The 26,814-nt window shown below is 37.8% G+C and carries 29 protein-coding genes; 12 read left to right on the top strand and 17 right to left on the bottom strand.

Going from position 1 to position 26,814, the window contains the following annotated elements; translation table 11 throughout:
* Entirely contained in the window at positions 1 to 747 is a 747-nt protein-coding gene (locus ABMA76_RS08175; RefSeq protein WP_392907167.1) for a Bax inhibitor-1/YccA family protein, read from the top strand.
* Between the two features lie 2 nt (positions 748 to 749).
* On the opposite strand, the gene ABMA76_RS08170 is transcribed toward ABMA76_RS08175, so the two are convergent.
* Positions 750 to 1,412, bottom strand: a complete 663-nt coding sequence (locus ABMA76_RS08170; protein ID WP_392907170.1) for a hypothetical protein — start codon at positions 1,410 to 1,412, stop codon at positions 750 to 752.
* A 249-nt stretch (positions 1,413 to 1,661) separates the two neighbouring features.
* Here ABMA76_RS08170 and ABMA76_RS08165 point away from each other — a divergent pair, with 249 nt between their 5' ends.
* The 3 genes from ABMA76_RS08165 (at position 1,662) to ABMA76_RS08155 (ending at position 5,680) form a co-directional block, all read left to right on the top strand.
* Positions 1,662 to 4,688, top strand: coding sequence for a hypothetical protein (locus ABMA76_RS08165; protein WP_392907172.1), 3,027 nt, complete (start codon positions 1,662 to 1,664; stop codon positions 4,686 to 4,688).
* 1 nt (position 4,689) lies between these two features.
* Positions 4,690 to 5,163, top strand: coding sequence for a hypothetical protein (locus ABMA76_RS08160; RefSeq protein WP_392907174.1), 474 nt, complete (start codon positions 4,690 to 4,692; stop codon positions 5,161 to 5,163).
* A gap of 73 nt (positions 5,164 to 5,236) precedes the next feature.
* The gene (locus ABMA76_RS08155; RefSeq protein ID WP_392907177.1) at positions 5,237 to 5,680 is read left to right on the top strand and encodes a hypothetical protein; all 444 of its coding nucleotides are present in this window, start codon (positions 5,237 to 5,239) and stop codon (positions 5,678 to 5,680) included.
* On the opposite strand, the gene ABMA76_RS08150 is transcribed toward ABMA76_RS08155, so the two are convergent.
* Positions 5,677 to 5,895: a DUF3820 family protein gene (locus ABMA76_RS08150; RefSeq protein ID WP_392856544.1), complete on the bottom strand. Its 219-nt coding sequence runs from the start codon at positions 5,893 to 5,895 to the stop codon at positions 5,677 to 5,679. The genes ABMA76_RS08155 and ABMA76_RS08150 overlap by 4 nt on opposite strands.
* A gap of 60 nt (positions 5,896 to 5,955) precedes the next feature.
* Here ABMA76_RS08150 and ABMA76_RS08145 point away from each other — a divergent pair, with 60 nt between their 5' ends.
* Positions 5,956 to 7,083, top strand: a complete 1,128-nt coding sequence (locus ABMA76_RS08145; protein ID WP_392907178.1) for a DEAD/DEAH box helicase — start codon at positions 5,956 to 5,958, stop codon at positions 7,081 to 7,083.
* Positions 7,084 to 7,100: 17 nt separating this feature from the next.
* Here ABMA76_RS08145 and ABMA76_RS08140 read toward each other — a convergent pair whose 3' ends face one another.
* Entirely contained in the window at positions 7,101 to 7,430 is a 330-nt protein-coding gene (locus tag ABMA76_RS08140; protein ID WP_392856538.1) for an SWIB/MDM2 domain-containing protein, read from the bottom strand.
* A 70-nt stretch (positions 7,431 to 7,500) separates the two neighbouring features.
* A complete protein-coding gene (locus tag ABMA76_RS08135) occupies positions 7,501 to 9,159 on the bottom strand; it encodes a SulP family inorganic anion transporter (protein WP_392907181.1) in 1,659 nt (552 codons plus the stop codon).
* A 224-nt stretch (positions 9,160 to 9,383) separates the two neighbouring features.
* Here ABMA76_RS08135 and cdd point away from each other — a divergent pair, with 224 nt between their 5' ends.
* Complete coding sequence (gene cdd / locus ABMA76_RS08130; RefSeq protein ID WP_392907183.1) at positions 9,384 to 9,806, top strand: cytidine deaminase; 423 nt, start codon at positions 9,384 to 9,386, stop codon at positions 9,804 to 9,806.
* Positions 9,807 to 9,808: 2 nt separating this feature from the next.
* Here cdd and purB read toward each other — a convergent pair whose 3' ends face one another.
* The 4 genes from purB to ABMA76_RS08110 all read right to left on the bottom strand — a co-directional run bounded on the left by purB (position 9,809) and on the right by ABMA76_RS08110 (position 13,653).
* On the bottom strand, positions 9,809 to 11,095 hold the full coding sequence (purB, locus tag ABMA76_RS08125) for an adenylosuccinate lyase (protein ID WP_392907186.1): 1,287 nt from the start codon (positions 11,093 to 11,095) through the stop codon (positions 9,809 to 9,811).
* Between the two features lie 16 nt (positions 11,096 to 11,111).
* Entirely contained in the window at positions 11,112 to 11,753 is a 642-nt protein-coding gene (locus tag ABMA76_RS08120; protein WP_393061333.1) for a hypothetical protein, read from the bottom strand.
* Positions 11,753 to 13,195 (bottom strand): TolC family protein, encoded by a 1,443-nt coding sequence (locus ABMA76_RS08115; protein ID WP_393061331.1) that lies wholly within the window; start codon positions 13,193 to 13,195, stop codon positions 11,753 to 11,755. The genes ABMA76_RS08120 and ABMA76_RS08115 overlap by 1 nt, the downstream gene beginning before the upstream one ends.
* Positions 13,196 to 13,293: 98 nt before the next feature.
* Positions 13,294 to 13,653: a hypothetical protein gene (locus ABMA76_RS08110; RefSeq protein ID WP_392907192.1), complete on the bottom strand. Its 360-nt coding sequence runs from the start codon at positions 13,651 to 13,653 to the stop codon at positions 13,294 to 13,296.
* Between the two features lie 69 nt (positions 13,654 to 13,722).
* Between ABMA76_RS08110 and ABMA76_RS08105 the strand changes: the two genes are divergently transcribed.
* From ABMA76_RS08105 to ABMA76_RS08080, 6 genes are read left to right on the top strand one after another with little or no spacing between them, the layout of a single operon-like run.
* Complete coding sequence (locus ABMA76_RS08105; protein ID WP_392907195.1) at positions 13,723 to 14,487, top strand: 3-deoxy-manno-octulosonate cytidylyltransferase; 765 nt, start codon at positions 13,723 to 13,725, stop codon at positions 14,485 to 14,487.
* Complete coding sequence (locus ABMA76_RS08100; protein WP_392907197.1) at positions 14,477 to 16,081, top strand: CTP synthase; 1,605 nt, start codon at positions 14,477 to 14,479, stop codon at positions 16,079 to 16,081. The genes ABMA76_RS08105 and ABMA76_RS08100 overlap by 11 nt, the downstream gene beginning before the upstream one ends.
* Entirely contained in the window at positions 16,071 to 16,877 is an 807-nt protein-coding gene (gene kdsA, locus ABMA76_RS08095; RefSeq protein WP_392907200.1) for a 3-deoxy-8-phosphooctulonate synthase, read from the top strand. The genes ABMA76_RS08100 and kdsA overlap by 11 nt, the downstream gene beginning before the upstream one ends.
* Before the next feature lie 3 nt (positions 16,878 to 16,880).
* Positions 16,881 to 17,456, top strand: a complete 576-nt coding sequence (locus ABMA76_RS08090) for a KdsC family phosphatase (RefSeq protein WP_392907203.1) — start codon at positions 16,881 to 16,883, stop codon at positions 17,454 to 17,456.
* Between the two features lie 13 nt (positions 17,457 to 17,469).
* Positions 17,470 to 17,724: a DUF493 family protein gene (locus ABMA76_RS08085; RefSeq protein ID WP_392856514.1), complete on the top strand. Its 255-nt coding sequence runs from the start codon at positions 17,470 to 17,472 to the stop codon at positions 17,722 to 17,724.
* On the top strand, positions 17,721 to 18,767 hold the full coding sequence (locus ABMA76_RS08080) for an NAD(P)H-dependent glycerol-3-phosphate dehydrogenase (RefSeq protein WP_392907206.1): 1,047 nt from the start codon (positions 17,721 to 17,723) through the stop codon (positions 18,765 to 18,767). The genes ABMA76_RS08085 and ABMA76_RS08080 overlap by 4 nt, the downstream gene beginning before the upstream one ends.
* Here ABMA76_RS08080 and ABMA76_RS08075 read toward each other — a convergent pair.
* The 9 genes from ABMA76_RS08075 to ABMA76_RS08035 all read right to left on the bottom strand — a co-directional run bounded on the left by ABMA76_RS08075 (position 18,764) and on the right by ABMA76_RS08035 (position 26,768).
* Positions 18,764 to 20,437: an ATP-binding protein gene (locus ABMA76_RS08075; RefSeq protein ID WP_392907208.1), complete on the bottom strand. Its 1,674-nt coding sequence runs from the start codon at positions 20,435 to 20,437 to the stop codon at positions 18,764 to 18,766. The genes ABMA76_RS08080 and ABMA76_RS08075 overlap by 4 nt on opposite strands.
* Positions 20,427 to 21,122, bottom strand: a complete 696-nt coding sequence (locus ABMA76_RS08070) for a response regulator transcription factor (protein ID WP_392907210.1) — start codon at positions 21,120 to 21,122, stop codon at positions 20,427 to 20,429. The genes ABMA76_RS08075 and ABMA76_RS08070 overlap by 11 nt, the downstream gene beginning before the upstream one ends.
* Before the next feature lie 8 nt (positions 21,123 to 21,130).
* Complete coding sequence (phoU, locus tag ABMA76_RS08065; RefSeq protein WP_392907213.1) at positions 21,131 to 21,748, bottom strand: phosphate signaling complex protein PhoU; 618 nt, start codon at positions 21,746 to 21,748, stop codon at positions 21,131 to 21,133.
* A 10-nt stretch (positions 21,749 to 21,758) separates the two neighbouring features.
* On the bottom strand, positions 21,759 to 22,526 hold the full coding sequence (gene pstB, locus ABMA76_RS08060; protein ID WP_392907215.1) for a phosphate ABC transporter ATP-binding protein PstB: 768 nt from the start codon (positions 22,524 to 22,526) through the stop codon (positions 21,759 to 21,761).
* Positions 22,526 to 23,386 carry a phosphate ABC transporter permease PstA gene (gene pstA / locus ABMA76_RS08055; protein WP_392907217.1) on the bottom strand — a complete coding sequence of 287 codons (861 nt, stop codon included), beginning with the start codon at positions 23,384 to 23,386 and terminating at the stop codon, positions 22,526 to 22,528. Before pstA ends, pstB begins: the two co-directional genes overlap by 1 nt.
* Complete coding sequence (gene pstC / locus ABMA76_RS08050; protein ID WP_392907219.1) at positions 23,383 to 24,324, bottom strand: phosphate ABC transporter permease subunit PstC; 942 nt, start codon at positions 24,322 to 24,324, stop codon at positions 23,383 to 23,385. The genes pstA and pstC overlap by 4 nt, the downstream gene beginning before the upstream one ends.
* Positions 24,324 to 25,319, bottom strand: a complete 996-nt coding sequence (gene pstS / locus ABMA76_RS08045) for a phosphate ABC transporter substrate-binding protein PstS (RefSeq protein ID WP_392856500.1) — start codon at positions 25,317 to 25,319, stop codon at positions 24,324 to 24,326. Before pstS ends, pstC begins: the two co-directional genes overlap by 1 nt.
* A gap of 103 nt (positions 25,320 to 25,422) precedes the next feature.
* A complete protein-coding gene (locus ABMA76_RS08040; protein WP_392907221.1) occupies positions 25,423 to 25,638 on the bottom strand; it encodes a hypothetical protein in 216 nt (71 codons plus the stop codon).
* 119 nt (positions 25,639 to 25,757) lie between these two features.
* Positions 25,758 to 26,768 (bottom strand): HD-GYP domain-containing protein, encoded by a 1,011-nt coding sequence (locus ABMA76_RS08035; RefSeq protein WP_393061329.1) that lies wholly within the window; start codon positions 26,766 to 26,768, stop codon positions 25,758 to 25,760.
* Between the last annotated feature and the right edge of the window lie 46 nt (positions 26,769 to 26,814).

Here is a 26,814-nt window from a genome sequence, read left to right as displayed (position 1 = left end):
ATGAGGTCGACTAACCCGACACTAAGAAATGACGTATTCAATACGGGAACTTTATCTGACGAAAGAATGTCTTTTTCTGGAGTATTTAATAAAGGGATGATTCTCTTTGCTTTAATGCTTATGACATTCATTTATACTTGGAATGTAACGCTTGGAACGCTAGAAAATTCAATGCAGCCTCAAATGGGAATGTATCCAATGATTGGTGGTATTGGTGGATTTATTTTTGCTATGGTAACAATCTTTAAGCCTCGATTGGCAATGTTTACAGCTCCTGCCTATGCTCTATGTGAAGGGCTTCTTTTAGGGTCTATTTCTGCTATCTATGAATTTCAATTTAGAGGAATTGTTTTTAATGCCGTGACAATTACTTTTGCGGCCTTCATCACTTTGTTCTTCCTTTATCGTTGGGGCTTCGTAAGAGCTACGGGAATGTTTAGAAAGATTATTATAACGGCAATGTTCTCTATTATGGGAATCTATCTGGTAAGCTTTATCATGTCTTTCTTTGGAGCATCTATTCCAATGATTCATGGAAATGGTCCAGTTGGAATTGGTTTCAGCCTTATTGTCGTTGGGGTTGCAGCATTTAGTTTAATTCTTGATTTTGACTTTATTGAAAAGAGCGTCGATCAAGGTGCCCCAAAATATCTTGAGTGGTATGCAGGGTTCTCTTTAATGGTGACTCTTGTATGGCTTTATATTGAAGTTCTAAGACTTCTTTCAAAATTAAATAGTCGCGATTAATTTTAAATATTCATGGACCAACTTGCTCCAAAGAGTATTTGGTCCATGATTAACTTTTTAGCTGTTAATTCACTTCCCGTATTTCCATTTGTCTCTAGAAGCATATGACGATATTCATCAAATAAATTTCTATTCTCTGGTAATTGCTGGGCCATCTCTTCTAAAATATATGCCGCTTGTGCAAATTCTTTTGCAACTACAGTATTAGATTTACCCGCTATTTTATAGCTAGGGTAGACCTTCTTTAAATGCTCTTTGAACTCTATAAGAAGCTTAACAGTGTATTCGTTCTCGGTAGGGATATAGAGCTTTGCCCATTCTTTAATTTCTTTAATACTTGTTTGGTGAGCATAAAATTCATCTGTGCGATCGTAGTCGTATCCCCATTTTGATTTCTTAACAACAACGCCCTGGCAAACAACTTTTAAGGCATCATCTGAAAGACTTGTGACAACTACTTTTGAGACCCCTGTCACTTTCTCTGTTGATTCACTTTCCATGTCACGACAGTTGTACTGGCAACTAAAGATCACTTCCTTTGGATAAGGCGCTGCGAAGTCGTTTTGAATGTACTTCTTTGTCGCGTAATCTGCTAGACAAAAGCCTGGGCCTGGCCCAACCGCTAATATATTTAGTGAAAGGATTCCTGTGAGTAGGGATCTCATTATTTACCAGTCATTCCTTGGTAGAGCACAAACCAGATGTAAATACTAAGAACTAGAAGGACTAACTTGAAACTGATACGCCAGTAATTTAGTGGTTTTTTATTTTTCATGGGCGCGATTATATGTATCTGATCTTACTTAGGCAAACTTGTAAGTTATAGTAATTGCGTTAAAAATAGTCTTTTAGTCAAGTAAGTTTACTAGGTTTCCGAAAAGTGAATGAATAATTAATCTTTATTAAGGACGTTCATGAAGTTTTTTAAGAACCCTTCTTTTATCCTAATCTTTTCCCTCTTACTTGGTGTCTTCCCACAGGTTTACTTTGTTAAAAATAATTTACCTGAAATCGATTGGCGAACACCTGCTTCAACTCAAAAGAGTGCTTATGAGATTTGGGGGGAGATGATGGAGGCTTCTGTTGGCTATAGTGCAAAAGCCACTGGGGTTTTGGGTTCTGGACGACGCTCAATCACTTGGGGTGCGGAGAAGGAAGGTTCTTCTTCATATGTCACACGAATCCTTGGGCCCAATACAAATGCATTCAACTCAGTCCTTCCTACAAGTGAATCAACTCGAATTAAATTCTTAAAAGAATTCTTTACTCGCTGGATGAATAATACTCCTGGACAGTCGATACGTGTTTGGATTGATGATAAGGGTGTTCGTCACGATCCAGTTAAAGAACTCTTTGATGAAAAGGGAAGAAATAAGGCCATGAATATATCATTTCTAAATGGCTTTAATCCTGAAGAAGCTACTCTAGAAGAGCTAGAAGATAAATGGCAGCAATGGGGGAGCAAGGTCAATAATAGTCCATTTAGCTATCTTTCACCGCTAACGAGAAGACAACTCTTTAAGGGAGAATTTCCGCATACTGAAGCGGAATTAAAACCCTATTATCGTATGATTCCAAATATTGGCACTGCTCAAAAGTATATAGAAGGTATCGAATCAACCTCTGTTGGTTGGGAAGTATTATTTAAGCCGCAAAAATCTTATGGCGAATTCCAAGAAATGATTGCTTGGTTTAAAAAGACAATGGGAAGAAATGGAGAATTATTTCAGGCCCCTGGTCATCAACGAATGGTCGTTCCTATTGGGGATAACTTTAATCGTCAAAAAGCTGCAGAATTAACGAAAGCCGCTCAAGCGCTTATCGTTCTTGAGGGGATCGCTGGACGCTCAGGAATTGAAACGGCCGACTATAAAGAAATACTCGATGACTGGGAAATTTCAAATGGTATTATTGATGGAGAGGAAACTGATCGAGGACCTTTACGAGTTGATTATGAAGGTCGCTTTGTGAACGATTCGGTTTCAATTGAATTTCGATCGGGAACAAAGAATGCAAGAGTTGCACGCTTTATTCAGGCATCCCTTGCTTCTCGTTTTTCTCGCAATGACTTTAGTGGAATTGAAAAGATTCGTTCTTGGACTCTAATTGACGATCAAACAATGCACTATGCAGAAGCTTCTGATTTAAAGCACCGCTTTGGTTTAACAATGGAGCAAGCAAAGAGGGCCGCAGACAAGCTTAATAAAGCTGCTCTTGAAGGCTATAACGTTGTCCTTTGGAATTGGTATAACGAATGTCCAATGTTTGGGAAAACAAAGAAGGCAATTCTTAAAAACTTAACGAGAGATTATCTCATTGATGTCGGAAGCCTTAGGCAGACAAACCGAGATAATCTAAGAAAGGCCATTATCTCCCTTCAAAGAGAGTGGGTTGCCTCATCAAATATCACTGAAGATATAAGAAAGTATATGATGCCTCACAGAAGCTTTTCTGACAGAGAGAATTTTCATAAATTTAAACCAGGTACAAATATGCCAGTCGATGTAAATAAGGTCGATCTTGGGATTGAATACTCTGCAAAGTTTCCTCTTAAGTATCAAGGCGATTTTGCCATGATCGAAAATGAAAACGGTGGGTATAATCGCGAAAGGCTTATGGACGGTAAAATGTCATGGCTTCAGACCCGTGTTGATATGTCACCTGATGAGAAAGAAGCATATCTCGAAAAACTTGCAACAGATCTTCGTGACAGGTTAGGTGGTGAAGCGCAAGTCGAAAGACTTTATGAAGATGGGCATGGTCACGGTCTTGATATTGCCTTTAAAATTCGTGACTCTAAAGACCGTTCGTGGAGAGTCGAGTGGGATGGTATTGGTAGAAACTATACTCCTGCAGGAGATGTTATTATTGACTCTGTTAGGGCCGGCTCTATTGAAGTTGTCACACCAAAGTTTGAACCAAATATGGATGAGATGCAGGCCGTATTTGATACATTTCAAAAGAATAATGCTCTTCCATATATTAAAGCAGGGGGAGGTCATTTAAATATTGACCTGACTGTCTTTGATGGAAAGCCTCATGAATTTGCGCGCTTTCTTGCTGTTTTTAACGAGTATCGATCTGTCATTGCATTTATGTTTCAAGACTTAAATCGTGTTAAGAGTGCTGAACCGGTTGCTATTTCTTCTGAGTTTGCTCAAAGACTTGCTAATTGGGATGGAACTGAAACTGAACTTAAGAAAGCTCTTTATAATGAAGGATACTTTAATAAACGCGTCGGAAGAAAAGCGCGCTATACTCACTTAGATGTGTCAGCATATTTTCAAGATGTGATTCCTGAAAAATTTATTAGTGATGATTTTGATATTTCTAATCCAAAAGTGCCATGGCGCCCTGCCTTTAGAGTAAATCCAAAAATTAGAAAGGCCGAAGTTCGCCTAATGAATGCACCACGTGATGCATATGAGAGTGCACTACAGATGAAATTATTTCGGGCCATTCTAAATAAGGCCTTAAATACGACAGATGAAATTTCTGGTACGTTACAAAGCGTCAGTCATGAAGAATATCTTAAGAATCCAGCAAGACTTATTGAAGATCTTAAGAAAATGACAGATGACTTAGGACTTGAAATGCGAGAGTATCGTCCAATTATTGGCGAAGGGCTTGCGAATGTTGAGCAATACACAAGTATGAAATTCTACCGACCACTTAAAGACCAACTAGTTAATAACCCAGTTTTTGATGGTTGGGAGAAGGCGGTTAGGCCAAGAGGTAAAAATAAGGCAATCACATCCGAAGGAAGAGCTTATACTGGGCCAATCTATCCGGAAGCAATTGAGTTTCAAGAGCTTCGACTTGAGTCGGCCAAGCAAGGTGTGATTAATCGTGCTACACTTGATCCAAATTTCTATGGTGGTAAGCAATTCTCGCGTAGGACGAATTGTGTGGAGGCAATTAAAAGCTTAATTGCAAATTAATATGAAACAGAAAGTTATCTATACAACTTTAATTTTAGAGGATGCAAAGCAAGTAAGGGCGATATTAGAAGAGGCCGGTATTAAGGTGAAATCTTCTAGTGGCCACTTGAATGAGCATATCTACTTAAACTCAGCTTCGGCCCAAGAGTACTCAATTTCTGTTGAAGAACTATACTATGTGGATGCAAAGTATATTTTAGAAAAGCATGGTATCGAAGTTTTAAATATTGAAGAAAATGAGTCTAAGTCTAAAAGTGAAATAGATTATATGCACGACTCCTTAAGGCTTGCTATCTTTGGTATGATCTTTGTTCCAGTTATCCTTAATCTCTTATCACTTTATAAATTTGGCTTAGGTATTAAGAATAAAGAACAGTTAAAGATCTTTCGAGTTACCCAAATTATTGTCCTAAATATTATAGGCTTAGCATTTTGGAGCACGATTCTTTATAATAAATATTTCTTATCACAGTAGATTGGAACTCTTATTTTATTTATTTTAATGAAAAGGCCATTCTTTCTTCATCAAAAGGAATCGAGGAGGAGAAATGAAGGTCCTATTTGTTTTATTATTTTCATTAATGACATTTGCAAATTCAAAAGTTTTATCAATACGTACCGTTACATTACCTGTTGATGTAAGCACAGCAAAGCTTAAGTGGACCAATCTTGGCTATGGCAGTACTTTCTTTGTGAAAGTTATTGTACCTGAGCTTGCGAGTGAGACTATTATGAATCATCGTAATTTAGGCGAAGATGGGCCATGTATGTTCACATACGATACTCAAAATCTTGAAGATGTAATTGGTGACAACCCAGGTGTCGAAGATATTGATTTTGAAATAACTCTAACAAGGTTTATTTCAAAGAATCCAGATGGTGAATGCCGTGTTTCTCTACAAGAGGATATTAATGCTAATATTCGTGGCTTCAAATTTACCCACACTCTTAGTCATCAAATGCCAAATAGAGTCGGTGAGGATTGTTTCTAACGAAGATCCTTGAATAGAAATTCAAGTCCATTTAATTTGATCTCGGCAAGCTCCTCGAGGAGTCTGCCGAGCTCGCCTTGAGGGAAGCCTTTTTGTGAAAACCAAACGAGGTATTCATCTGGAAGATCAATAAGAAGTCTACCTTTGTACTTACCAAAGGGCATGGTTGTTTGAACGAATTTTAAAAGATGTTCTTTATCAAATGTAACTTCCATATGCTTAGTATAATGGATTACTCGTTGACTGGCCCCTATAAACTCTGCTAAAAATGACGAATGGCAGAATTTACGCAATTGGGTTTATCCCAAACTATTGAAGATGCTCTTTCAAAGAAGGGTTATACAAAACCAACTCAAATTCAAGCAGAGGGAATCCCTGCTGTTTTACAGGGCAAGGATCTTCTTGCAATCTCTCAGACGGGAAGTGGTAAAACAGCTGCATTTTCAACGCCAATACTCGATTTAATCTCTAAGAGTAAATCAAAGTTAAAACCGTACCATATACGATCTCTTGTCATTGCCCCAACTCGCGAGCTTGCGATGCAAGTAGAAGAAAGCTTTAAAGAGTATGGTAAGGGCCTTGCTCTTTCAACTCTTGCTGTCTATGGAGGTAGTGCCAAGAAGCTTCAAGTTCAAAAACTTGCTAAAGGCGTACAAATCTTAGTTGCTACACCAGGACGATTAGTTGATCTTATTCAAGATGAGAAGATCTTTCTTGATGAGGTCACACATTTAGTTCTTGATGAAGCAGATCGCATGTTAGATATGGGCTTTAAAGATGATTTGGAGTTTGTTTTAAATAAGATTCCAGAACAAAAACAATGTCTTTTCTTTTCTGCAACAATGCCAAGGGAAGTAGAAGGGATTGCTAATAAGCTTTTAAAAAGTCCTCATAAGATTGAAATCGCTCCTGTTAAGGCAAGGCATGAGGGGATTCGTCAGATGGCCTACCTTGTGGAAGAAGAGAAGAAGGCCGACTTTCTTTTAAAGTTTTTAAAAGATCGCAATATTAAAAGTATTATTGTCTTTGTAAAGACTAAGTCTCAGGCCAATAAATTAGAAAGACACTTAAAAGCAAATCATATTAAGGCCTGTGCTATTCACTCTGATCGTGATCAGCGCCAACGTATTTATAATTTAAAAGAATTCCAAAAGGGGAATATGCATGTTCTTGTGGCCACTGATATTGCAGCTCGTGGGCTCGATATTGACGGTGTGGGATATGTCCTAAACTTTAACCTCCCACAGCAGATTGAGAACTACACTCACAGAATTGGCCGAACTGGACGAGGGGGAAGAAGAGGGATTGCCATCTCTTATATTTCACCAAATGAAGAAAATTATTTTAAAAGAATTCAAAAAGAACTTGGACTTGATATCCATATAAAAGGGCCTACTAAGTAGGCCCTTCTTTTTAGCATTTATTTTTCGATATTTGCACCAACAACAGCTGCCATTTGCATCATGTTGATTGTTTCACCTTCCTTCATATTACGAAGATCAGTTACTTTTCCAGACTTAGACGTCGAATTAGTATGCTTAAAGATTGAAAGTAGAGTTGCGTCAGCTACAATAAACTTACCAGCATTCTCTGGCTTTCCATTTTCAGTCTTAGTTTGAAGACCTTTTTCTTTAATATAATCCCACAGTCTTTTAGTGATTTCAGTTCTTGGTAGTTCTGTCTCACCAAGCATTGCTGCTAAGTCTGCTTTTAGTTTTACTGGTTTCTTTAATCCTTTTTCTTCACTCATAATTTAATCCTTTAATTAGTGTCTCTAATAATTGTTTAGGAAAAGACTTTCTTTGTACAGAGAAAATCAATTACCCATCGAGTCGATCATCTGCAATATGAGTATTTAAATCCTCAATTACTGATAATTCAACTATATTTGATGCTTTATCTAGTAATACTAGACAGTCTTTACTTAAATTAAGAAGGTGTAACTTCTTACCTTGTTGCGCGTAGCGTTCGGTAATATTTTGTAGGGCCTCAATTCCTGAGTGATCCCAAACACGTGAATTATCAAAGTCGATATACACGTGCTCCTTATCTTCTTTAAAGTCAAAAAGGTCTTTAAATGAAGTTACTGAACCAAAAAATAGCGGACCATCTAACTCATAAATAGTCTTATCGTCTTCATCTTTCTTCTTTGCATGCATTGTCTTTCCATGCTCCCATGCAAATACTAGGGCCGATACAATAATTCCGACAAGAACAGCAATCGCTAGGTCAGCTAGAATTGTTACGACTGAAACAAGGATAATTACTAGGAAGTCCGAAAGTGGAATTCTCTTAAATAGACGTAAGCTTGACCATTCAAAAGTCCCGATAACAACCATAAACATAACACCAACAAGGGCACCTAGTGGAATCATTTCAATTAATGGCGCACCAAAAAGAACGAAGCCTAGAAGTAGGATTGCTGCTGTAACACCGGAGAAGCGTCCACGTCCACCACCGCGAATATTAATCATTGATTGACCAATCATGGCACAACCACCCATACCACCAAAGAAGCCATTAACCATATTGGCAAGCCCTTGACCAACACATTCACGATTTCCTTGTCCACGAGTATCAGTTAGTTCATCAACTAGTTGAAGTGTCATAAGAGATTCAATTAGACCAACGGCCGCTGCTAAAAGAGCGTATGGAAAGATAAGTTTTAAGTTATCCATTGTTAATTCAACAAAAGGAATTTTAAATGTTGGAAGACCTGCTGCAATTGTTGTGATTGTCTTATCTTGGTCTTGTACAAAATCAAGTACTGTTCTAACCAGTCCTGGATTTGCTTCATTCAATAGGTACCCAATAACAGTAGAAGCTACGATCCCTACAAGGGTTGCGGGAACGGCCTTTGTAAGCTTTGGAAGGAAGACACTGATTCCCATTGTTAGAGCAATCAGTCCACACATAACTAAGAGTTGAGCTGAAGGAAGAAGCTCTCCGCCAACAGTGAATTGCGAAAATTGTGCACGGAAAATAATGATGGCAAGACCATTAACAAATCCAAGCATTACTGGGTGGGGAACAAGGCGAATAAACTTACCAAGCTTAAGTAGCCCAAATACTATTTGAATTAGGCCCATGATGATAACAGCAGCAAAAAGGTAGCTAAGTGCATTGTCCATGGCCGCATCAAAAGTCATCCCACTGTCTTTGCTCATTTCCATGACTTTATATACAAGTGGCGCAAAGATAACTGCTACAGCTCCTGTTGCACCAGAGATCATTCCTGGGCGCCCTCCAAAGATTGCCGTGATAAGTCCCATCATGAAGGCCGCATAAAGACCAACCTTTGGGTGAACACCTGCAACAAAGGCAAATGCAATTGCTTCAGGAACAAGTGCTAAAGCAACAGTTAACCCTGAAAGGAAATCATTTTTTAAGTTTTCTGGTTTCTTGATCGTTAGATCAATAAAACGGTTTTTTAGTGAAGCACTCACATCTTCACTATGCTTGATTTTATCAGCTGACATGTCTCTCTTCCTATTTAAGTGTAAGCCTAAATACTATAGTATTTGACGCAACATTTAAAGGGTTTGTTCATTAAATCAAATTATCTTTTCGTTAAAGTTACAATAAAAATTATTATTTACGGCGAATTAACTGATACTTCATGAGCTTAATAGTAAGAAAGTTCAGTTCGGCCCTCTCATTTTTTGAAATAGACTTCGATGCGTTTTCCTTTATAATAAATCTTATGGAAAATAAAATTGAAGTATCAGACAAAGTTAAGCAGGCATATGAAATTGCAGTTAAGGCACGCTCAAATGCTCATGCTCCATATTCAAAATTTCAAGTAGGCTCGGCACTAAAGATTAGTGGTGTCGAAGACCCAATCCCTGGTTGTAATGTTGAAAATGCAAGTTATGGTGGAACAATTTGTGCTGAAAGGGGAAGTGTCCTTTCAAGTGTGGCACAATTTGGTAAAAAGGATTTTGAATTTATCGTGGTTGTCACAGACCAAGAAGATCCGGCCGTTCCATGCGCATTCTGTCTTCAGGTTATGTCAGAATTTGTAAAAGCAGACTTTCCAGTTTACTTGGGCAACCTAAAAGGGATTACGAAAAAAGTTCTCTTTAAAGAACTTCTTCCGCATCCATTTACTGAATTTTCTGTTTAATATTAGCTGCGAGAAAAAACGCTTTTCGTATGGGCACTATAGATTTCAAGATCGTTGAGATCCTTTAGTTTCCCGATAAGCTTTTTGTCGTCACTATCGCTAAGTTCTGTTTCTAAAATTGTGAAGAAGCCCTGGCGATCAGTTGCTTCAAATGATGCCTTTTGAACCACGCGGTAAAGGTCTTCTCTTGTATTATTTGAAACCTCAATTAACTTATGAAGAACGAAGCTTGAAAGGTGCTTAAAGTTTTGAGTGACTTTCGCTTTCATTGCTTCCTTGTCAATGACAAGGTCTTCGATAGTACTACTCATGCGCTCAATTGAGTATAGTAGGATTCCAAACATGTCTGGAAGAAAGAATCTTTCCGCACTTGAGTGACTAATATCTCTTTCGTGCCAAAGAAGACAATTATCCATTGCCACTTGATTATATGTTCTTAGCATCCTTGCCATACCCGTTAGGTTCTCGCTTGAGATTGGATTCTTTTTGTGCGGCATTGTCGAAGATCCTTTTTGGCCCTTCTTAAAGCCTTCGAAAACTTCTGCAACGTCAGAGTGTTGAAGATGGCGAATCTCGACACATAGCCTTTCTAAGGCACAACCAAAGAGGGCGATAATATTAGTTAATTTTGCAATTCGATCACGGGGGATGACTTGAGTAGAGATAGGTTCTACTTTTAGGCCAAGAAAATTTAAAACTTCTTCTTCAATCTCTGGAGTTAGGATTGTGTAGTTACCAACAGCTCCAGATATTTGACCAGTTAATTCATTCTCATAAAAGTCTTTAAGATCACCGTAGCGTCTTTTAAACTCACATAGGTGTCCTCTAAGTTTTTGTCCAAAGCTCATTGGCTCGGCAAATATCCCATGTGAGCGTCCAATGCAAATCGTATCGATATGCTCTTGAGATTTTTCATCGAGAGTTTTTAAAAGATTATCAAAAGCAGGAAGGATACGATTAAGTGTTTCCTTGATTTGAAGTGTAAGGGCCGTATCGATGATGTCAGATGATGTAACACCATAGTGAAAGTATTTACCTTCATTTGTTTCTAACTGCTCTGTAATTGACGTACAAAAAGCGATAACATCATGTCTTGTTTCTTTTTCAATCTCTTTGATTCGTTCAGGGTTAACTGTGACAAGATTAAGCTTGTTAGAGAACGCTTCTTTGATAATACCTGCATTCTCAAGAGCTTTTGTTAAAGAGTGTTCGACTTCGAGAAATTTCTCAAACTTAAATTGCTCGCTCCAGATTTCACTAATCTCTTTCTTTTCGTATCTTTCAATCATAATTTATCCAATTCTTTTAAAAAATAAAACCTACTCCAAGCTGAGCACTTACCCAACTTGCGGATGCCTCTTGAGTAATTGTGTCATCAGAACTCTTTAGGGCCATCAGGTTATAAATTAGCCTTGCTGAAAAATGAAGACCACTGCTAGCACGATAAATTAATCCATAGCCAGCATTAAATCCAAGTCCTGATAACTCTGTTCCAAATGCTTCAGAGTCAGTCATATTATAGGTAACATGGGCATGAATTTCATCGTAAATAGACTTAATATTAATGAAGTCATTTACTAAAATTGAGCGCCTACTTAGTCCTAGGCCACCAGTATAAACACTTAGGCTGGCATCGAGGTTGTCAAATTCTGTTACGCTTGCCACATCAAGAGTGTTTAGGGCACCGTAAAGACTTAGAGAGTACCTGTCACTATAGAAAGTAAGTGTTCCACTTATTGTATTTGTCGAAGCAAATTCACTTAAGTTGGTAATTCCACCATAATTAAATTCTAGTGAAAAATTATCGTCCTTAATATTGTAGCGAGAAGTCTCGTAGCCATAGTCTTCATCCACGACATTGATATCTTCAAAACTTGTTAAGTCTTGTGCATATACAGTGGAGCTTAAAGCTAAAAGTAGAGTAGAGATTAAACTTAACTTTTTCATTAACGTCCTCCTCCTTTAATAATCGCCTTATCAAAAGCTTGGTCTGGGAGATTCTCGATACCGACAATTTGAGCAAGTTCAACTCTTTTTGCTAGGTATTGAAATTTTATAATAGACTCTCTCGTTAGTGAGTCAAAATAGTCCTGCATGGCCAGCTGATATTCTAAGTAGCGCGTCTTGCGATTTGTATACTGATACAGGGCCGTCTCCATTCTCTTTTTCAATGAATCATTTCGAGACTTGATGATATTAAGATGCTCAACTGAAGAGTTTAGGAAGTTGAAAATATTGACAATAGCCTCTTCAACTTTTCTTCTTGTTAGGCTTAGGTCGTACATGGCCTTTTCTTTTTCGAGTCTTGCATTTGCAAGTTTACGACGATTGAAAAGCCCTCCATCCCCAAATAGAGTCCAGCTAGCGTTTAAGCTTGCCACGAGGTCAATATTAGAGTTACCCGGTGAAGTTGTGTAGTAGTCGTTTGTCACAGAACTACCATCAAAGATTTGAGAATACGTTCCAAAGTTAACAGTGATCTTTGGTAGAGGAAGATTATCTCTAACCGCAATCTCGTATTCACGATTTTTAATATTCCTTTCGACCTTCTTATCAAGAATGAAAGGAGAGACTTTTCTTGCTGTCGCAATCGCATTGTCTCTACTATAAGTTGATTTCTCGTATTGATAATCATCTTTGATAAAGTAGAGTGTTCCTGGAGGATCATTTAGGCGCTTTGCCATGTCTTCAGAAGCAATATTTTCATTAGTCTTTGCATTTGTGTAAGCTTCCTGCGCTCTAAGGTACTCAGCACGTGACTGATAATATTCGTGTTTTGTGACTTTCTTTTGGAGAACTTTTTCACGATTCATACGATACACAAGAGTTGCTCTTTGTAGGTATTGGCGAGCAATGATCTTCAAGTCCTTTGCATGAATAAGCTTCACATATTCGCGAACAAGTTCTTGCTTAAATTCACGAAGTGTTTCCTTGTCGCGATCTATTTGGCGCTCAAGTGATTCTTTTTCATTCTTATAATTTAAGTAATCCTTGCCCCAGTTAAATAGAGTATATTCTCCTAACTCTAGTCCAACGCTTCCACTTGCGGAGCGAGATGTACGAGATAGGTCGTTACTTCCACTTTTAAGGGTACCAATTCGTTGTGGATTTAACTGAAAGTTAATTTTAGGATTTGGTGTCCAGAATTCTTCTTTTGTATCCTTAAGACGATTCTTAAGGATCTCAATATTCTTGCGACGAATGATATTGTCTTGATAGCTTCGCATTCCTTGTTCGATGACTGTTCCGATATCAAGTGGGCGATAAGCACTCTCGTCAACTCTATCTTCGCTGGCCTCTTGAATGAAGATCTCAGGAGATTGTTCTAATGCATATGAAAAGGTTGATAGAAATAGGTAGGCGCAAACAAAGCCTATTGTTTTAGTCATAAATGAAGTCCCTCTCGTTTAGCTAATGCTAATATTGTGCGTCTGCTAAAATTATGACTTGCGTGATATGAGATGGCAACTTTTGCTAAATGGGAATACTAGAGGGTTAGCCCTGGGCAGCCACGACGAACAATTTGTTCTTCGAGTTTGATAACTTTTAGATTTGTAATCTTTAGTTCTTGAATGACGCGGTATTGATTATCTCTTAGTTTAGAGGAAATCGACTTTTTATTCTCAGGTGTCGACTTTAAAAGATTTTTATTTCGATCGAGTAAGAAGAGAAGTCTTTGTCGGTGTTCAACTTTTTCTTGTCGTTGGTTCATCAAAGAGTCACATCGTCGGGAAATACTTGGGTCAGTAATGATGGAATCTGAAATAGTTTGCGCATTAAGTCTATGCTCAATTAAGGCCGTATAAATAAAAACAATGGCACTGAGTGTTAAGGCGAAGTATTTCATAGATTTATGATATCACACTTTGCAAGTAGCACAGGTATTTGTTATTATTTACTGTCAAAAAGGTAAATAATGAACTTAAAAGCTTTGGTATTAATACCATCAAGATTCGCCTCGACTCGTTTCCCCGGAAAACCTCTAGCAAATATCGCCGGCAAGGCAATGGTCTCTCATGTTTATGATGGATGCGAAGGTATTGTAGAAAACTTTCCTGGTTCGAAAGTTTGTGTCGTAACGGATAATGATGAAATTGAAAATATGTTAAAAGAATCGGGCCGAAATGTGGTTCGTATCGATGATGATGTGCCTTCGGGAAGTGAAAGAATTTTCTTGGCCTATGATCGTTTCTTTAAAGACGAGAAGTATGATTTTGTTATCAATGTACAAGGTGATGAGCCTCTTATTCAAGCAGACTTACTGAGTGAACTTCTTAGAATTCATAGCTCGCAAGGCTTTGATGTGGCCACGGTAATTAAAGAGATGTCGATTGATAATGACCATGAGGACTACTTAAACCCAAATAAGGTAAAGGCCGTCTTTTCGAAAGAAAAGAATATTTGTCATTACTTTACAAGAAGCCCACATCCATTTAATCGCCAAAATACACCAGGACTTAATTGGTACCTACATATTGGTATTTATTCATTTAGGCCTGAAGTTTTAAAAAGATTTTGCTCTTTAGGGGAGTCGACTAATGAAAAGATCGAATGCCTTGAGCAACTAAGACTACTCGATAATGGCTACACTATTGGTGCAGCAATTACAGATATGACATTATGTGGAGTTGATACTCCAGAAGATATTCCATTTGTGGAGGGAGTGATAAATGGCAAATAGCCAAAAGAAGTATATTTTCATTACTGGTGGTGTGACAAGTTCTCTTGGTAAGGGGCTAGCTGCTGCATCCATTGCATCTTTACTTGAGAGACGAGGAATTCGTATCAATATGTTAAAGATGGATCCATATATCAACGTTGACCCAGGTACGATGAGTCCTACTCAACACGGGGAAGTTTTTGTGACAGACGATGGTGCAGAAACAGATCTTGATTTAGGCCACTACGAAAGATTCACTTCGCTAACACTTTCTAAGCAATCAAACTTCACAACTGGACAGGTTTATCTTGAGGTAATTGAGCGCGAAAGAGAAGGGAAGTATTTAGGAAAAACAGTTCAAGTTGTTCCTCATATTACTGATGAAATCAAACGCCGTATTCATATTGCAGCAGAAGATGCAGATATTCTTATTGGTGAAATTGGTGGAACAATTGGAGATATTGAATCTCTGCCATATGTTGAGTCAATTAGACAATTTGCACATGACGTTGGACAAGAGAATGTTCTATTTATTCATCTTGTTCTAATTCCTTACCTGTCAGCTGCAGGAGAGTTAAAGTCAAAGCCGGCCCAACACTCGGTAAAAGAGTTACGCTCACAAGGTCTCTTTCCGCATATTATTATTTGTCGAAGTGACCGCGAGATTGATCAGTCGATTATGGATAAGATCTCTCTTTTCTGTAACGTACCAAAAGACAATGTATTCCAATCTCTAGATTTGGATTCTATTTACAAAGTTCCGCTAAACTTTCACTCACAAGGCTTAGATGAAAAGATCACAAAGATTTTAGGAATCTGGTCTTCTTCACCAAAAGTTGATGACCTTGAGAAGGTTGCATACAACTTCGATCACCCTTTAAGAGAAGTGAAGATTGGTATCGTTGGGAAGTATACGGAATTAGTCGAGTCGTACAAATCACTTGATGAGGCCCTAAAGCACGGAGCTCTTGCTCACCAGCTTAAGCTTGTTCCTGTTTATGTTGACTCAGAAGAAATTGAAAAAGATGGTGCTGCAAAACTTTTAAAAGATGTTCAAGGTGTTCTTGTTCCAGGTGGTTTTGGAGAGCGTGGTACAGAAGGAAAAATCTCTGCCATTCAATACGCTCGTGAAAATAAGGTTCCATTCTTTGGGATTTGCCTTGGTATGCAATTAGCAATCGTTGAATATGCGAGAAATATTTGTGGATTAAAAGATGCAACATCTGAGGAATTTAATAATGGTGGTGATCTCCTAATTCATTATATGGAAGGACAGACTCGCGATGGAGCTAAAGGTGGAAGTATGCGCCTTGGTAGCTATGAGTGTGAGCTTCTTGATGGAAGCCATGCCATCGAGATGTACGGTGAAAAAATTATTCATGAAAGACATCGTCATCGTCTAGAAGTTAATAACTTCTACGTTGAGCAGTTAAAAGAATGTGGGCTAGTCATCAGTGGAAAGAATCCTGAGCTTGATCTTGTTGAAACGATTGAGATTAAGGATCATCCTTTCTTCTTTGCATGTCAGTACCACCCAGAATTTAAGTCGAGGCCATATGCGGCCCACCCAGTTTTTAGCGAATTTATTAAAGAGGCAGATAAATATGGAAAATAAAAAATTTGATCTATTCATGGGGACTTGTGTAATCGAGTCTGAACAAATGTGTATGGACGTTTGCGGACGCCTATTAGAAATGCTTGAGCCTGTTAAGGATCAAATCAACTTTTCTTATAAAGGAAGTTTCGATAAGGCCAACCGTTCTTCGATCGATTCATTCAGAGGTCCAGGACTTGAAAAAGGTCTACAGATTCTTGAAAAAGTTAAGAAGCAGTACGGAGTTCAGCTTATTACTGACTTTCACACTGCTGAACAAGCTGATGTTGTCGCAAGTGTTGTTGATACAATTCAGATCCCAGCATTTCTATGTCGTCAAACAGATATGATCTTAGCTGGGGCCGAAGCCTGTAAGAAGCACGATGCTCAACTTAAAATTAAAAAGGGGCAATTCCTTTCTCCTGAAGAGACTGGAAATATTGTTAAGAAGGCCGAAGAGTTTATTACAAAAGATAAAATCCTTCTAACTGAAAGAGGAACTTCATTTGGTTACAATAATCTTATCGTTGATATGGCAAGTTTCCAAATTATGAAGTCATTTGGCGTTCGTGCAATTCACGATGCTACTCACTGTGTTCAAAGACCTGGTGGACTTGGAACTTCAACTGGTGGGAAACGTGAACAGATTTTAACTCTTGCACAAGCTGCAGTCGCTGCTGGTGCTGATGGGATTTTTATGGAAGTTCACCCTAACCCAGCAGAAGCCAAGTCTGATGCTGCAACAAGCTTACCACTTGACCAAGCTGGAGCGATTATCCAAAGACTATTAAGAATTAAAAACGCAATTACGGAATAATTAATGGATTTATTTACAAAAGCACAAAAGTACAAAGAGAAATTAAAAGATATCAAAGTTCTTGCTTTTGATATCGATGGAGTACTTACTCCTGGGCACGTATGGTACCAAGATGATGAAATGGGCTTTAACCGTTCATCACATACTTCTGATGGTTATGCACTAAAACTGCTCATGCGAGCAGGGTTTAAAGTAGGAGTGATCTCTGGAGGTGCTTCAAAAGGTGTTCAAGAGCGCTTTGTGAATAACCTTAAACTTGATTTCGCTTTTCTTGGTGATGAAGATAAGAGGGTTGCCTTTAAGAAAGTTCTCGAGCTTGGCTATAAAGCAGAAGAAGTTCTTTTTATGGGAGATGAGTTCTTTGATGTGCCACTTCTTAAGGCCGCTGGCTTTGCAGCGACAACTCCTCACGCATCTCATGAAATTCAAGTTTATTGTGATTACGTTACTCAAAGAGAAGGCGGCCATGGTGCAGTTAGGGAAGTTATCGATATCTTCCGCTACGTACACGGTATTGTTCCAGAAGTCTTAGACTTCGATGACAAGCCGATTGATTTTAAACATTCATGGCCAAAGTAGGAGTTGATTAAAAATGGATTTAGCAAAACTTAAGGCCCTATTAGACGATCAGTACGAGTGGCCTGCTGTATATAATTTTAAATTTATTGGAAATGATTCAAATCGTGATGAGTTAATTATGGCCGTAGGTGAAAAACCACACCATGAAAAACCATCTAAAACAGGAAAGTATATTTCTTTTACATTCAATGTTACATGCAATAGTTCAGATGAAGTGTTAACGATTTATGAACGAGTCGGACGTCTTCATGGTATACTTGCACTATGACAAAAGAAAAATTCAAATATAAGACTGCACTTGTTGTTGGTGCTGGAGCGTTTGGTACTTCCATCGCATCAATTCTGGCACATAAGTTTGAAAACGTAATTCTTAAGGTACGCTCTGAGGATATCTACAAAGATATAAATGACGATCGTATAAACTCTGTCTATCTTCCAGGAATCAAGCTGGATGCTAATATCAAGGCCATCCTAGACTGGAGTGAACTAGACTCAAAAGAAGAAGATAGTTTAGAACTTATTGTTTCAGGTCTACCGACTCATGGAATTAGAACTTTCTTTAGTGAGAACCTTGTTCGCTTTAATAGCTACCTTGGAAAAGGAATTCCGTTAATTAGTCTTTCGAAAGGGATTGATCCAGATACACTTGAGCTAAGTGATGATCTCTTAAATGATTTCTTCCCACAATATCGTGATAATATCACATTCTTATCTGGCCCTAGTTTCGCTAAAGAAATTATGGAAAAACAGATTACACTTGTCACAATTGCTGGACGCTCTAAGAGTGTCTTAATGGATGTTGCGGCCAAGCTTGAAACACCATACTTTAAGGCCCTACCTAATTATGATATTAAAGGAGTGCTCTTAGGCGGTGCTCTTAAGAATGTTTTGGCCATAGCCGGTGGGATTGTTGAAGGTCTTGGTTATAACCATAATACTCGTGCGGCCATGATTACTCGTGGGATTGTTGAAATGCTTCGCTTCGGTAAAGTCTTTAATGCTCGCCCTGAAACTTTTTATGGCCTGAGTGGGATGGGTGATCTCATTCTTACGACAACTGGTGGCCTCTCACGTAATAAAACTTTTGGACTAGAAATAGCTAAGGGAAGAAAGCCTCTTGATATCATTAATTCTCAACGAACTGTTGTAGAGGGCTATAAAACGACAAAGGCCGCATTCTTACTAGCTCAAAAGTATGATATCCGCGCAAGAATCTTTACTGGACTCTACGATGTTCTTTACAATGACGCCAATGTCGAAGAAGTTCTAAAGAAGCTAATGGACGCTCCTATTAAATTCGAGATTGATTAAGATTTTATCGGAAAGAGAACAGTAAAAGTTGTCCCCTTATCAACCATGCTTTCAACTTCAATAGAAGCTTTCATTTTTTGAGCAGAGTGCTTTGCAATAGCAAGCCCTAGACCTGTTCCGCCTGTGTTGATACTTCGTGATTGATCGACTCTGTAAAATCTTTCAAAGATTCTAGCAATCTTATCATTTGGAATTCCAACACCTTCATCAGTAATGGCAATATACTGATGATTATCTCTTTGACCACTTTCAATTGTAATAACGGTGCTATCTTTTGAGTATTTGATGGCATTTGAAACTAAATTTGAAATACAGTGGTATAACAGCTTCCCATTGGCCACAATCGTTTCGGGGCCAGTCTGAGAGTAGTTGACACTCATATCCTTTGCATTGATCTTAAGCTGTTGATCATTTATTAGAGCATTAATGAATGATGGAAGATTGATTTCTTCCACTTCAATTCTCCCTTCATTTTCAATTTTAGAAAGAGAGAGGATACCATTGATTAACTCATCGAGACGATCGACATTTTGAATAACAATATCCATGATTTCTTGCTGATCTTCGTCTGTGTTAATGGACTTAAGAGTTTGCGTGTAGCCTTTAATAGAAGTTAGTGGTGTTTTAATTTCATGAGAGACATTCTCAAAAAAATCTCTTCGCATATTATTTACATCTTGAAGTTTCGTAATATCACTAAAGTAGAAGAGGATCTCTTTATTCTTATTTTTAGATTCAATATCACTAATCTTAAGTTGGAAAGAGTTTGTCTTGCCACTTACTTTTGTCAGCGCTATCTGTGTATTGTGAATTAGATTTGCTTGATGGCCATGCTTTTTAATCAGGTTAATAAAGTCATAATCTCTAATAATACTAATAAGCTCTGCTCCACGGTAGCGTCCATTAAAAGGTGCAAATGACTTTCTAAAGGCATTATTACAGAAGATGATCTTGCCTTTACTGTCGGTTACGACAACAGGGTCATCAATTGAGTTAATGATTACAGAATAATATTGTTTTGTATTAAATAGGTCTCTTTGTAATTTTCTTCTTTTATTAAAGTTCTTTATCGATTTTGATTCAATATAATCCCAGTAATCGCGGCTATCTGTCGTATCGATTACTCCTTTCATTCTAAAGATATGAAAGAGGTCGTAGAGAGGTGTGAAGTAGTGACGAAAGAGAAAGAATTGGCCCGCAATGAATAGAATCCCAAGGATTCCCATTGCCATAAAAAGTTTAGAAAATACTTCTGATGAAATCAGTTTTAGTGCATCTGATTCAACCCTTAAAAATAATGTATAGCTTTTGCCTTTTGAGTGAAGAACACGATGGTGATAGATATACTTATCATCGCTATCATACCCACCAATAACAATGTTTTTGAAATCTTCAATCTTAAAGCCGGGAGCAGCACATCTAATTGTACGATTTGCGTTTAAAATATAGAATTGTGTACGTTTTGTTTGTTTATCACATATCTTAGCGATACCGTCTTGGCGAAGCGATTTTAGTTCTTGATCGACAATTGAGTGGATAAAATTATCTTTAAAGTTGATGATGAAGAATGTCCCTAAAAAGAGTAGGGATAAACAAAAAATTATCGTTTGATAAAAAATGATATCATTTAAAAATTTTATTTTTAGAAAATTAAAAAAGTTATTCTTCACTCTTCACTCGATATCCAATTCCTCGTACTGTTTCGATAACCTTTGATTTACTCCCAAGCTTCTTTCTTAGGGCAAATACGTGAGTGTCAACAGTACGGTCTGTAACGTAGATATTTTCACCTTTAATCAGATCAACAATTTGTTTACGTGTAAAAACTTTTCCTGGAGAAGATATTAAGACACAAAGAATTTTAAACTCGGAAACTGTGAGTTTAATTTCCTTGTCATCAATAAGTGTTTTTACCCCGTCGACGTCGACTTTGATACCCATATGATCGTAAGTGTTTTTATTGTTGATTAGTGAAGTGTCGCGATGGCCCTCAACTCGTCTTTTCAGGCTACTAACTCTTGCCTTTAGAATTCCAATATCAAATGGCTTTGTAATATAGTCGTCAGCACCCGCATCTAATCCTTCAATAATCGACTCACTAGAAGTTAATGCTGTCACAAATAGGATGCCAACGCTCTTTAGCTTCTTAGTGTTTCGAATATATTGGCAAATCTGAACACCACTTAAGTCCGGTAACATTCGATCTAGAATAAAGAGATCATATCGATTGTTCTCAATGGCGGAGATGGCATCGTTTCCAGTATTTGCCATATCGTAATCAATTCCGATGGCCTTGAGGTTAACCCCAATTAATTTTGCAATAGATTGTTCGTCTTCTACTATAAGTGCTTTCATTACTTGCCTTACTGTTCTTCTGTATGCCTTACGTCTTTACCTGACTCTAAGAAGATAATATCTTCACAAATATTTGTAGCGTGGTCACCGCATCGTTCAAAGATCTTTGAGACACGAATAACTGCAAAACCTTCATCAACTTCGGCCTTACCATCTTTTAGAAGTTGGTAGAATTTTTTTACAAGATCTCTGTGGAGAGAGTTCACTTCGTGGTCTGCCTTGATAACATCTGTTGCCATTTGAATATTATTTGAAGCAAAGGCAATTAAGCTCTTTCTAACCATTTCAAAGACTTCAGCTTGAATGATGCTACAGTGTTTTTCTTGGTTAGAAATACGCATTAAATAGCGCTTTAAGTTAACGGCCTCATCACCAAGTCTTTCTAATTCAGAATTAATCTTCATGATGGCAAGGGCCGTTCTAAGATCAATTGCAGTAGGGGACTTTAGAGCGATAAACTTAAAGACATGGTCATCCACAAGCTTGTGGAATTCATTGATTTCATTTTCAAGCTCATAAAGATTTTCCATTGTTGATTTTTCATCTACTGCAACGTGGAGAATCTTTTCCACAACGGCTGCCATTTCTGTAATATCTTTTCTTAGTGTTTCAACAGTTAATTCCATTGAATGCTCCTTAGCCAAAACGGCCAGTGATATAATCTTCTGTTTTCTTTTCTTTTGGATTTGTGAATACGTCACTACTTAGCCCATGCTCAATAAGGTCTCCAAGAATAAAGAAACTTGTGTAATCAGCAATACGGGCCGCTTGTTGCATGTTGTGAGTTACGACAATTACTGTATAGTCTTTTTTAAGCTCACTCATTAAGTCTTCAATTTTTCCTGTAGCAATAGGATCAAGTGCAGATGTAGGCTCATCCATTAAAACGATTGGGGGGTTAGTTGCAAGAGTTCTTGCAATACACAGTCTTTGTTGCTGTCCACCTGATAGAGAAGTTCCTTCTTGGTGTAGCTTGTCTTTAACTTCATTCCAAAGAGCTGCTTTTGAAAGACAATTGTAGGCAATTTCATCAAGTTCGCTCTTTTTCTTTTTACCCCAAAGTCTTGGACCAATAACAACATTGTCATAAATACTCATGGCCGCAAATGGATTTGGCTTTTGAAATACCATTCCAATTTTTCTACGAATTTCAACGGGGTCTGCTGAAGGTGCATAGATATCATTTCCCTCAAGAAGTACCTCTCCAGAAACACGTGCACCTTGTACTTCTTCGTGAATACGATTTAGTGTTCTGATATATGTTGATTTACCACATCCTGAAGGACCAATTATCGCATTGACCGTATTTTTGTGATACTTGAGATCAATTCCTTTTACGGCGTGAAAGTCACCAAACCATGCTTGTATATTTTTAACTTCTAAAATGATATCGCTATTTGACATTATGATTTCCTCACAAAGAATTTTTTAAGTTTCTTTGAATTGAATAAAAACTTTGCACTTAAATTTAGTCCTAGAACAATAATGATAAGTGTAAATGACCCGGCCCAAGCTTGTTGTTGCCATTCTTTATATGGACTAATTGCATAGTTATAAATTTGAACTGGAAGCGAGGCCATTGGACCTGTTACATTGTAGCTCATGTACATACTTCCAAAGGCCGTAAATAGCAGGGGGGCTGTTTCGCCTGCCGCACGAGAGATGGCAAGAATAACACCTGTCATGAGTGAGTTCCTTGAACCCTTTAGAATGATATTGTAAATTACTCGCCATCTTGGAAGTCCAAGGGCAAGGCCTGCTTCTCTTACGTGTCTAGGAATCAGTTTTAAGATTTCCTCTGTCGTTCTCGTTACAATTGGCAATATAATTATACTTAGAGCAAATGCTCCGGCCAATGCCGAGAATGATTTGAAGCTTACAACAAAGATTAAGTAAGAGAAAATCCCAACAACAATTGAAGGCACACCTGTTAAGAGATCAATTGTAAATCTTAGAGAAGTTGCAATCTTGCCTTTTCCGTATTCGCTTAAGTAGACACCACATAATGTTCCGACAGGGACTGCAATAAGTGAGCCTATTGAAACCATAATAAGTGTCCCTAAAATTGCATGTCTCATTCCTCCACCAATTTCACCAACTGGTTTTGGATCATTTAAAAAGAATTCTAAACTAATAGAAGTTGATCCTTTTTGAAGTAAAAAGATAAAAACAAGAATTAAAGGAAGAATAACTAGTAGTGAAGAAAGAACTAATAACCCTTTAAAGGCTTGGTTTTTTAGGATACGGCTTTTTGAGATTTTCATTTCGATGCTCCCTTCGTTTGCTTCCATACAATTGTACGTGCAACTAAGTTGACAACAAATGTTACAACAAAAAGAAGTAAACCAACTAAACATAGGGCCGAAAGGTGAAGGTCACTTTCTGCTTCTGCATATTCATTTGCCATAACTGAGGCCATTGTTGAAGCCGGGGCAAAGATTGATTTCGAAATTTGTGGAGTATTCCCAATTACCATAGCAACGGCCATTGTTTCTCCAAGTGCACGTCCAAGTCCTAAAACGAGGGCGCCAACGATCCCTGAAAAGCTTGGCCTTAAGACTGCGATCTTGATCATTTCAAATTTTGTTGCTCCAAGACCTAGCGCCGCTTCCTTGTGGAGAATATTAATTGATCGAAATACTTCTCGAGCAACCGAAGTAATTGTTGGGATAATCATAATGGCCAAAATAATTGAGGCCGTAAGAATACCAATTCCAAAGCTTGGCCCTTGAAAGAATGGTAGGAAACCAAGTGTTGCTTTAAGTGCAGGAGTAAGTATTTCTTTTACAAATGGAGCGAGGTAGTAAAGACCCCAGAGACCAAAAATAATACTAGGAACTGCAGCAATAAGTTCAACGAAGGTTCCTAAAATACTCGAAATTCCTTTTGGAAGATATTCTGTAATAAAGAGTGCAACAGAAATACTAACTGGGCCTGCGATGAGTAGGGCCAGCAGAGAAGTGACTACTGTTCCAAAGATAAATGGTAGTGCACCAAATTCATCATCAATCGGGTTCCAAAAATCATCAGTGATGAATTTAAACCCAAATTCATTGAATGCCTCACGACTGGCGTAGAATAGCTGACCAATCATAAGTATTAGTAGGACAATGACAATAAGAGAAAAGAATCGAAGTGTTATATAGGCCAACTTGTCCTGTTTTGAAGGAGAAGCTGGCCCTATTTTTTTAAGTAGGTTCATTAAAGAGATTTTACCCTTTCTAATACCTTTTTGGAAAGTTCAGTTGGTAGTGGAGCGTAGTAAAGTTCTTTAGCATAACTCTGACCTTTACTAATTGCCCATTCGACAAATTTGTAAATCTCAACTTGTTTCTGATCTTTTTCCACCATAGGTAGAAGAATATAAGTAAGGGCACTGATAGGGTATGAGTCCTTGGCACTGCTATTGATAAGTGAACCTGTTAACTCTTTTCCATCAGTTTTGAACTCTTTAGCTGAAGCTGAGACGGCCTCAACAGTTGGGTTGATGAAGACACCAGACTTATTCTTAAGTGCTACTGTCTTAATATTATTCTTTCTTGCGTGAGCAAGGTCCATATAAGTGATTGATCCCTTAGTGTTACTTACAATTGAAGTTACACCATCATTTCCTTTGGCCCCAACTCCTGTTGGCCAGCGAAGTGATTTTCCTGTTCCAACTCTTTGCTTCCATTCAGTGCTTACTTCCACAAGGTAGTCTGCAAAGTTCTTTGTTGTCCCTGAGCCGTCTGCACGACGAACAACCAGAATATCATCTGAAGGTAGTTTTACACCTGGGTTAAGTGCTGCAATTTGAGCTGCATTCCACTTAGTAATCTTACCTAGGTAGATATCTGCAAGTGCTGGCCCATCAAGCTTTAGTTGGTCAGGCACTTGAGGGTGATTATAAGCAATAGCAACAGCTCCTAGAACCATTGGGACGTGAAGAACTGGCCATTTTGCCTTCTTCTTATCCTTCGCTTTCATTGGAGCGTCTGAAGCCCCAAAATCAACTGTTTCTTTTAGAAGTTGGCGAATACCACCACCTGATCCAATTGGCTGATAGTTGAATTGAACCTCTGGGTGAAGCTTTGAATATTCTGAAAACCATTTTGAATAAATTGCGTACGGAAAAGATGCTCCTGCTGCATTAATTTTTAAAGCGAATGTGCTTGAACTTGCCAGTAGAAGGCAGAGTGCAATTATTCTCTTAATCATGTGTGTCTCCTAAATTCAGTGTTTTATTGAATTTAGCACATGGTAAATATGGTGTTTATTAAGATTTTGTTAAAAAAATGGGCGACAATGTCGCCCTGCATAGTTATTGTAATGTATTTGATACGTAGAGTCTGAAGGACTTGTCTTGATTACGACGAATTGTACAGATTCCTTCTTCTCTTTTATTAATGAGATAATCGTAATAGTCAGGCAGTGTATCCTGAATTTCTAAAATTGATTTTCCTTCGTGTTCACCAAAATCGATAAAGACGTTTTCTTCTGCGATAATTCCCGTTACCGGGCTTACTTCGTTGGCCATGTTCCCTCCCTAGAATCTGGCAAATGTTGAATTTAAATATATATAATAAAAAATATATTAACCTCAGTCCTTGGTTACTTATAATTGTGAAATATTTAAAACGTTATGAAAAGTTTTTTTTACTTGACTGAAGTTGTAAAGAAATTACGAAAATAATTAATGATAATCTTAAACTCGTGAGGGTAGTCCTTACCAATATGTGAACGTACTTTCTCTAGGGCATCAAAGATTGTAAGGGCCTCTCGATAAGGGCGTGGAGAAATCATGGCCGCAACAATATCACAAATATTTACCATGATTGTTTCAAAACCCGTAACAGTTAAATTCTTTAAGTATTGGTTGTCCGAATCATACTTATCTAAAATACTGAACGTGTGATGGTTTTCGATAACCTTCATATGAGCAGGACTTAATTGAATTCTTCCTTGTAGAATACGAGCTGAAATAATCGGATGTTTTGCAAGTAGCACCTTATCCATTTCAGAAAGATTCTCTTTATCGTACTTATCAATTGGGATCGCCGACATCCCAATATCTTTGAAGTAGCTTGTGATAAAAAAGTTCTCAATATCCTTATCATTATATAGCTGAGATGTTTTTAAAATCCCCACAAGAAAAATAGATGATAGTAGGGGCTGTGCAAAAATATAGTGATGGCCCTGGGCCGCAAAATAGCGATAAAGCGCCTCGTGCATTTTTGGATTCTTAATCAAGAAAGATGCCAGAACTTTTAAACTTTGGTACTGCAAATTAAGTGCATTATCATCTGTTGGATCTTCAAAAAGATAGCGAAGATTGATGGTAATCAGATTCAATTGACTCTTACAATTCTGGTAAGTATCACCCATAGAAAATGAGCGAGTTACTTGTCTAAGACAATCTTGCTGTAATTCTTTAAGCTCTTGTCTTTGCTCTGTTGTTGCAAAAACAATTGTATGACCTTTTTCAATCATCTCTTTAAGAGTGTCATTCGATACATAAGTGCCACGGTAGAGGTTGTGCTTAAATTTTCCATCTTCGAAGATATAAACATCACATGGTGTTGTTGGAATATTAAAAAGCTCCCTAATAGTAAAAGGGGTCAAGTTTAATGCCAAATGTGATTTACGGAAGATATCCTCTGCTTTCATAGTTCATATTATAGCTTAAGTCGCTAAAATCATTAAATACCAAGAA

The sequence above is a fragment of the Halobacteriovorax sp. ZH5_bin.2 genome, assembly GCF_043196375.1.
Taxonomy (GTDB): Bacteria; Bdellovibrionota; Bacteriovoracia; order Bacteriovoracales; family Bacteriovoracaceae; genus Halobacteriovorax_A.
Note: the sequence above shows the minus strand (reverse complement) of the source record. Positions and strands in the feature narration are given on the sequence as shown.

Bases quoted from the DNA above. Each gene is read 5' to 3' on its own strand.
- ABMA76_RS08175 (WP_392907167.1), top strand. From the start codon at position 1: ATGAGGTCGACTAACCCGACACTAAGAAATGACGTATTCAATACGGGA.
- ABMA76_RS08170 (WP_392907170.1), bottom strand. From the start codon at position 1,412: ATGAGATCCCTACTCACAGGAATCCTTTCACTAAATATATTAGCGGTT.
- ABMA76_RS08165 (WP_392907172.1), top strand. From the start codon at position 1,662: ATGAAGTTTTTTAAGAACCCTTCTTTTATCCTAATCTTTTCCCTCTTA.
- ABMA76_RS08160 (WP_392907174.1), top strand. From the start codon at position 4,690: ATGAAACAGAAAGTTATCTATACAACTTTAATTTTAGAGGATGCAAAG.
- ABMA76_RS08155 (WP_392907177.1), top strand. From the start codon at position 5,237: ATGAAGGTCCTATTTGTTTTATTATTTTCATTAATGACATTTGCAAAT.
- ABMA76_RS08150 (WP_392856544.1), bottom strand. From the start codon at position 5,895: ATGGAAGTTACATTTGATAAAGAACATCTTTTAAAATTCGTTCAAACA.
- ABMA76_RS08145 (WP_392907178.1), top strand. From the start codon at position 5,956: ATGGCAGAATTTACGCAATTGGGTTTATCCCAAACTATTGAAGATGCT.
- ABMA76_RS08140 (WP_392856538.1), bottom strand. From the start codon at position 7,430: ATGAGTGAAGAAAAAGGATTAAAGAAACCAGTAAAACTAAAAGCAGAC.
- ABMA76_RS08135 (WP_392907181.1), bottom strand. From the start codon at position 9,159: ATGTCAGCTGATAAAATCAAGCATAGTGAAGATGTGAGTGCTTCACTA.
- cdd (WP_392907183.1), top strand. From the start codon at position 9,384: ATGGAAAATAAAATTGAAGTATCAGACAAAGTTAAGCAGGCATATGAA.
- purB (WP_392907186.1), bottom strand. From the start codon at position 11,095: ATGATTGAAAGATACGAAAAGAAAGAGATTAGTGAAATCTGGAGCGAG.
- ABMA76_RS08120 (WP_393061333.1), bottom strand. From the start codon at position 11,753: ATGAAAAAGTTAAGTTTAATCTCTACTCTACTTTTAGCTTTAAGCTCC.
- ABMA76_RS08115 (WP_393061331.1), bottom strand. From the start codon at position 13,195: ATGACTAAAACAATAGGCTTTGTTTGCGCCTACCTATTTCTATCAACC.
- ABMA76_RS08110 (WP_392907192.1), bottom strand. From the start codon at position 13,653: ATGAAATACTTCGCCTTAACACTCAGTGCCATTGTTTTTATTTATACG.
- ABMA76_RS08105 (WP_392907195.1), top strand. From the start codon at position 13,723: ATGAACTTAAAAGCTTTGGTATTAATACCATCAAGATTCGCCTCGACT.
- ABMA76_RS08100 (WP_392907197.1), top strand. From the start codon at position 14,477: ATGGCAAATAGCCAAAAGAAGTATATTTTCATTACTGGTGGTGTGACA.
- kdsA (WP_392907200.1), top strand. From the start codon at position 16,071: ATGGAAAATAAAAAATTTGATCTATTCATGGGGACTTGTGTAATCGAG.
- ABMA76_RS08090 (WP_392907203.1), top strand. From the start codon at position 16,881: ATGGATTTATTTACAAAAGCACAAAAGTACAAAGAGAAATTAAAAGAT.
- ABMA76_RS08085 (WP_392856514.1), top strand. From the start codon at position 17,470: ATGGATTTAGCAAAACTTAAGGCCCTATTAGACGATCAGTACGAGTGG.
- ABMA76_RS08080 (WP_392907206.1), top strand. From the start codon at position 17,721: ATGACAAAAGAAAAATTCAAATATAAGACTGCACTTGTTGTTGGTGCT.
- ABMA76_RS08070 (WP_392907210.1), bottom strand. From the start codon at position 21,122: ATGAAAGCACTTATAGTAGAAGACGAACAATCTATTGCAAAATTAATT.
- phoU (WP_392907213.1), bottom strand. From the start codon at position 21,748: ATGGAATTAACTGTTGAAACACTAAGAAAAGATATTACAGAAATGGCA.
- pstB (WP_392907215.1), bottom strand. From the start codon at position 22,526: ATGTCAAATAGCGATATCATTTTAGAAGTTAAAAATATACAAGCATGG.
- pstA (WP_392907217.1), bottom strand. From the start codon at position 23,386: ATGAAAATCTCAAAAAGCCGTATCCTAAAAAACCAAGCCTTTAAAGGG.
- pstC (WP_392907219.1), bottom strand. From the start codon at position 24,324: ATGAACCTACTTAAAAAAATAGGGCCAGCTTCTCCTTCAAAACAGGAC.
- pstS (WP_392856500.1), bottom strand. From the start codon at position 25,319: ATGATTAAGAGAATAATTGCACTCTGCCTTCTACTGGCAAGTTCAAGC.
- ABMA76_RS08040 (WP_392907221.1), bottom strand. From the start codon at position 25,638: ATGGCCAACGAAGTAAGCCCGGTAACGGGAATTATCGCAGAAGAAAAC.
- ABMA76_RS08035 (WP_393061329.1), bottom strand. From the start codon at position 26,768: ATGAAAGCAGAGGATATCTTCCGTAAATCACATTTGGCATTAAACTTG.